This is a genomic window from Methylobacterium sp. P3_A11 (assembly GCF_056403155.1).
In genome coordinates this window covers 1-4,381 of sequence record NZ_JBFUGA010000197.1, presented here as the reverse complement: position 1 = coordinate 4,381, position 4,381 = coordinate 1, and the positions used below count along the sequence as shown (strand labels likewise).

Annotated in this window: 5 protein-coding genes; all 5 read right to left on the bottom strand. The window is 72.6% G+C overall.

Annotated elements, in window-relative coordinates; translation table 11 throughout:
- Positions 1-294, bottom strand: a 294-nt coding sequence (gene ccmI / locus AC1DXK_RS30260) for a c-type cytochrome biogenesis protein CcmI (RefSeq protein ID WP_477299656.1), incomplete at its 3' end; no start/stop codon positions are given.
- A 185-nt stretch (positions 295-479) separates the two neighbouring features.
- Complete coding sequence (locus AC1DXK_RS30255) at positions 480-1,898, bottom strand: ATP-binding protein (protein ID WP_457107017.1); 1,419 nt, start codon at positions 1,896-1,898, stop codon at positions 480-482.
- Between the two features lie 15 nt (positions 1,899-1,913).
- Positions 1,914-3,068, bottom strand: coding sequence for a PrpF domain-containing protein (locus AC1DXK_RS30250; RefSeq protein ID WP_477299655.1), 1,155 nt, complete (start codon positions 3,066-3,068; stop codon positions 1,914-1,916).
- 2 nt (positions 3,069-3,070) lie between these two features.
- On the bottom strand, positions 3,071-3,748 hold the full coding sequence (locus AC1DXK_RS30245) for a response regulator transcription factor (RefSeq protein ID WP_012321897.1): 678 nt from the start codon (positions 3,746-3,748) through the stop codon (positions 3,071-3,073).
- A 35-nt stretch (positions 3,749-3,783) separates the two neighbouring features.
- A complete protein-coding gene (locus tag AC1DXK_RS30240) occupies positions 3,784-4,155 on the bottom strand; it encodes a PepSY domain-containing protein (protein WP_457107015.1) in 372 nt (123 codons plus the stop codon).
- Positions 4,156-4,381: the final 226 nt, after the last annotated feature.

Genomic DNA, 4,381 nt, shown 5'->3' with positions numbered 1-4,381 from the left:
CGCGGCCTCCGCGAGGCCGTCGTCCTCGGCCTCGCGCTGCGCCTCGCGGCTCGCGCGGAGCAGCCGGCGGGCGGCCTCCGCCTTGGCGGTCTCGGCTTCGTCCCGGGCGATCAGGCCGCGGCCCAGGTCGCGGTCGATCTCGGCGATCTGATCCTCGTAGAAGGCGGTCTCGGTGGCGAGCCCGGTCCCGCCGGCCTCGCCGGTCGGCACGGCGGCGCGCCGCGACATCGGCCAGAGCAGGCCGAGGACGGCCGCCGCGGTCATGGCCGCCAGGATGAACCAGATCGCCGTCATGAACCTTATCGCCAACGAGCCGGACCGGCCCGCCCCTCCCCACGCCATGTGGAGCCGGCAGCGTGAGGCCACGACGTCTCCCGACGGCGGCACGGTGTCACGCAAGTCTCCCGCGAAGACAAGGGGCAGGCCCGGGCCATGTGGCCGCGTCCCGCACCGGGGGTCGGCCGGCGGGGCGAGCGGCCTCAGTGCGTCGCCGTCCCCACGGGCGCGTCGCCCGGCACTTCCAGCACCGCCCGCAGGCCGCCGAGCGTCGCCTGCTCGAGGGTGAAGCGGCCCCGGTACAGGGCGGCGAGATCGGCCACGATCGAGAGGCCCAGACCCGAGCCGGGCTTCGATTCGTCGAGCCGGCGCCCGCGGCCGAGCACCGCCTGGCGGGCCTCCGGAGGCAGACCGGGACCATCGTCCTCGATGGCGACGACGAGGTGGGGATAATCGTGCTCGGCCACCGCCTCGGCCCGGATCGCCACCCGGCCGTGCGCCCATTTCGAGGCGTTGTCGACGAGGTTGCCGACCATCTCCTCGAAATCCTGGCGCTCGCCGCGGAAGCGCAGACCCGGCGGGACGTGGACATCGTAGGCGATGTCTTTGTCCCGGTAGATTTTTCCGAACGTCCGCACGAGGCCGGCCAGCGCCGGCTCGACCTCCGTCGATGTCCCCAGGGTGCCGGCGAGCGCCGCGGCGCGCGCCCGGTCGAGGTGGTAGTTCACCTGATCGCGCATCACGGCGGCCTGCTCGCAGATCTTCTGCGCCAGTTCCTCCGGCGCGTCCGAGGCGCCGACCTCGTTGACGATGATCGAGAGCGGCGTCTTCAAGGCGTGGGCGAGGTTGCCGACCTGCGTGCGGGCGCGCTCCAGGATCTCGCGATTGGTCTCGATCAGCAGGTTCACCTCGCCGGTGAGCGGGGCGATGTCGCGGGGATAGGTGCCGGTGATGCGGTCGGCCTCGCCCCGGCGGACGGCGCCGAGCGCGGCCCGCATCTTCTTGAGCGGCGCGAGGCCGAACCGGATCTGCAGCAGGGTGGTGATCGCCAGCGAGAGGCCGAGCAGTCCGAAGGTGATGGTCAGCGAGTTGCGGAACCGGTCGACGTCGTTGACGATCTCGTCGGCCGGGCCGGCGACGCGGACCGTGTAGCGGCCCTCCTCGCCGAGATCGACGTCGCGCTCCATGATCCGCAGCAGGCGCCCGTCCTGCCCCTTGCCGTAGCCCTGCCGGATCTGACCGACGCCGGCCTTGCCCTCCGGATCCGTGGCGGGCGGAAGCGGCACGCCGACCAGCGAGCGGGAGGTGCGCACGTCCCGCGGCTTCGCGTCGGGCTTGCCGACCTGCCAGTACCAGCCCGACAGGGGCAGGTCGAAGCGGGGGTCACCCAGCGAGAAGGTCCGGCTCTCGGGATCGTTCGGCGAGACGAGATCGGTGGCGAGGTTGTTGGCGAAGACCAGCAGCCGGCTGTCGAAGGAGCGCTCGGTGTTCTCGCGGTAGAGGGTCGTGAGGATCCAGGCCGCGATCAGCAGGATCGCGGAACTCGACAGGAAGGCCGACACGGCGAGCCGCACCGCGATGGAGCGGCGGCGTAGGGAGAAGAGGCCGATGAGGTCGATCATGGTCGCGTCGGTCGCTCAGCCGGGCGGCGGCGCATCGTAGAACACCGCGCCCCGCATCAGCGGGCGCGCCGTGCGGAAGAACGCGCCGCGCGCGGCCCGCCAGCCGTCGCCCTCGCGCATCACGGCGGCGTCGGCGGTGAGGATTCCCGACGGCATGCCGACCCGCAGGGCCGCGCCGGTGGCGCGCGCGGCCTCGTGGACGAGGCTGCCGTCGAGCCGGGCGGCGACCGCGAGGCACAGGGTGGCGGTGAGGGGCAGCGCTTGGTGCGGCACGCCGTTGGAGATCACCCGGGCGGTCAGGTCGATGTCGGCGGCGCGGACCGTGGCGCCGGAGAGGCTGCCGGCATCCCTCGGCGGCCCGACGAGGCCGACGAAGGGCACGTGGACGATGCCCGCCGCCGCCGCGAGGTCGGGCGCGATGCCCATCGCCACGGACCCGGCCCGGCGGATCTGCGCCAGGCGGTCGAGGAGGCCGGGCACCGACTCCAGGGCGGCGGGCAGTTCCGTGCCGGCGAGCCCGAGATCGGCGGCGCGGACGAATACGCAGGCATTGGCGGCGTCGACCAGCGAGGCCTCGATCGGGCCGAGGCCCGGCACGTCGAGGGTCTGGCGGACGGCGCCGGTGGGCAGGAGCCGGCCGGTCGTGGCGCCGCCGGGATCCAGGAAGTCGAGCTGGATCGGCGCGCCCGTGCCGGCGACGCCGGGGATCGCGAGGTCGCCGCGATAGACGCTGCGGCCGCCCCCCGCGGCGAAGCTGGCCGCGATCAGCTTGCGCGTGTTGGTGTTGAAGATCCGCAGGGACACCGGGCCGTCCGGGACGGCGATGAGCCCCTCGTCGACCGCGAACGGGCCGACCGCCGCGAGCATGTTGCCGCAATTGCCCGACAGGTCGATGCGGCCGTCGCGGACCACCACCTGCACGAAGGTGTACTCGAGATCGGCATCCGGCCGCGCGGAGCGCTCCACCACGCAGATCTTCGAGACCGACGACACGCCCCCGCCCATGCCGTTGAGCTGCCGCCCGAACGGGTCCGGGCTGTCCATGGCGGAGAGGAAGACCCGCTCCCAGGCGGCGAGGTCCCCCGGCACGTCCCGGCGGTGCAGCATCAGCGCCTTGCTGGTGCCGCCGCGCATGAACACGGCGGGCAGCGTGCCGGATCGGGCGGGCACGCTCACATCCGCGCCGGCGGCTGGTTCGGGTCCACGAGGTAGCCGAGGCCGCGCACGGTCTGGATCAGGTCCACGGCGAGTTTCTTGCGCAGGCGGCCGACGAACACCTCGATCGTGTTCGAGTCCCGGTCGAAATCCTGGTCGTAGAGGTGCTCGGTGAGTTCGGCCCGGGACACGACCCGGCCGGTATGGTGCATCAGGTAGGAGAGCAGCCGGTACTCGTGGCTCGTCAGCTTCACCTGGGCGCCGTCGACGAAGACCTTGCCGGAGCGCGTATCGAGCGTGACGGGACCGCAGGCGATCTGGCTGGTGGCGTGGCCGGCGGCCCGGCGCAGGAGCGCGCGGACCCGGGCCATCAGCTCCTCCATGTGGAAGGGCTTGGTGACGTAGTCGTCGGCGCCGGCATCGAAGCCGTCGACCTTGTCGGACCAGCGGTCGCGGGCGGTGAGGATGATCACCGGCGTCTTGACGCCGGCCCGGCGCCACTTCTGCAGGACCGTGACGCCGTCGGCCTTGGGCAGGCCCATGTCGAGGATGATGGCGTCGTAGGGCTCGCTCTCGCCGAGATAGCCGCCCTCCTCGCCGTCATAGGCCTTGTCGGCGACGTAGCCGGCCTCCTCAAGCGCGGCCACGACTTGCCGGTTGATGTCCTTGTCATCTTCCACGACCAGCAGACGCACGGCTCACTCCCCTCCGAAACGGTCCCGGCGCCCGCTCAATACTGTCCCGCGACGGTGCCGGTGCGCGCATCGACGATGACGTGCACGAAGTGACCGTCCCGACGCAAGGCGGTGAGCATGTACACGAGCGTGTCCTCGTAACGGCAGAGGCTCGCCCTCTGGATCTCGGCCCGGGGGATCACCGTGCGAGCCGCGCGGATCGCCGCCACCGGCGGGATCACCCGGCGTTCGCCGACCTCCTCGCGCATGTCGGCGGGGGACAGGCAGTTCTCGATCCGCAGGGGCGCCGGGCTGGAGACGGTGCCCGTCTGGGGAGCCGGCCCATCATCGGCCATGGAGCCGAGGCCGCCCGCGGCGAGGGCCGCGGCGGTCAGGCTGATGGCGACGAGGGCGATGGCGTAGCGCATTGCCGGGAGATGTGCGCCGAGGGCACTGAATGCGTCCTGAATACGTGGCCATAGGCGGCGCGGTTCGCGCGCTGGAGGCCGGCCGGCAAATCCTGATGTGATCGACTTCAAGGCGGGCGGCATCGTGCCGGCATTACGGCTGAGGGGCCGGCCGGTTCCGACGACCGGCCGGGTTCGCACCGGCGATGCGCGGCGGCTCGCCGCCCCGGCGCGGCCGCGGTCCCGC

What these genes read in the sequence shown, in the direction of transcription:
- AC1DXK_RS30255 (WP_457107017.1), bottom strand. Translation starts at nt 1,898, where the DNA reads ATGATCGACCTCATCGGCCTCTTCTCCCTACGCCGCCGCTCCATCGCG.
- AC1DXK_RS30240 (WP_457107015.1), bottom strand. Translation starts at nt 4,155, where the DNA reads ATGCGCTACGCCATCGCCCTCGTCGCCATCAGCCTGACCGCCGCGGCC.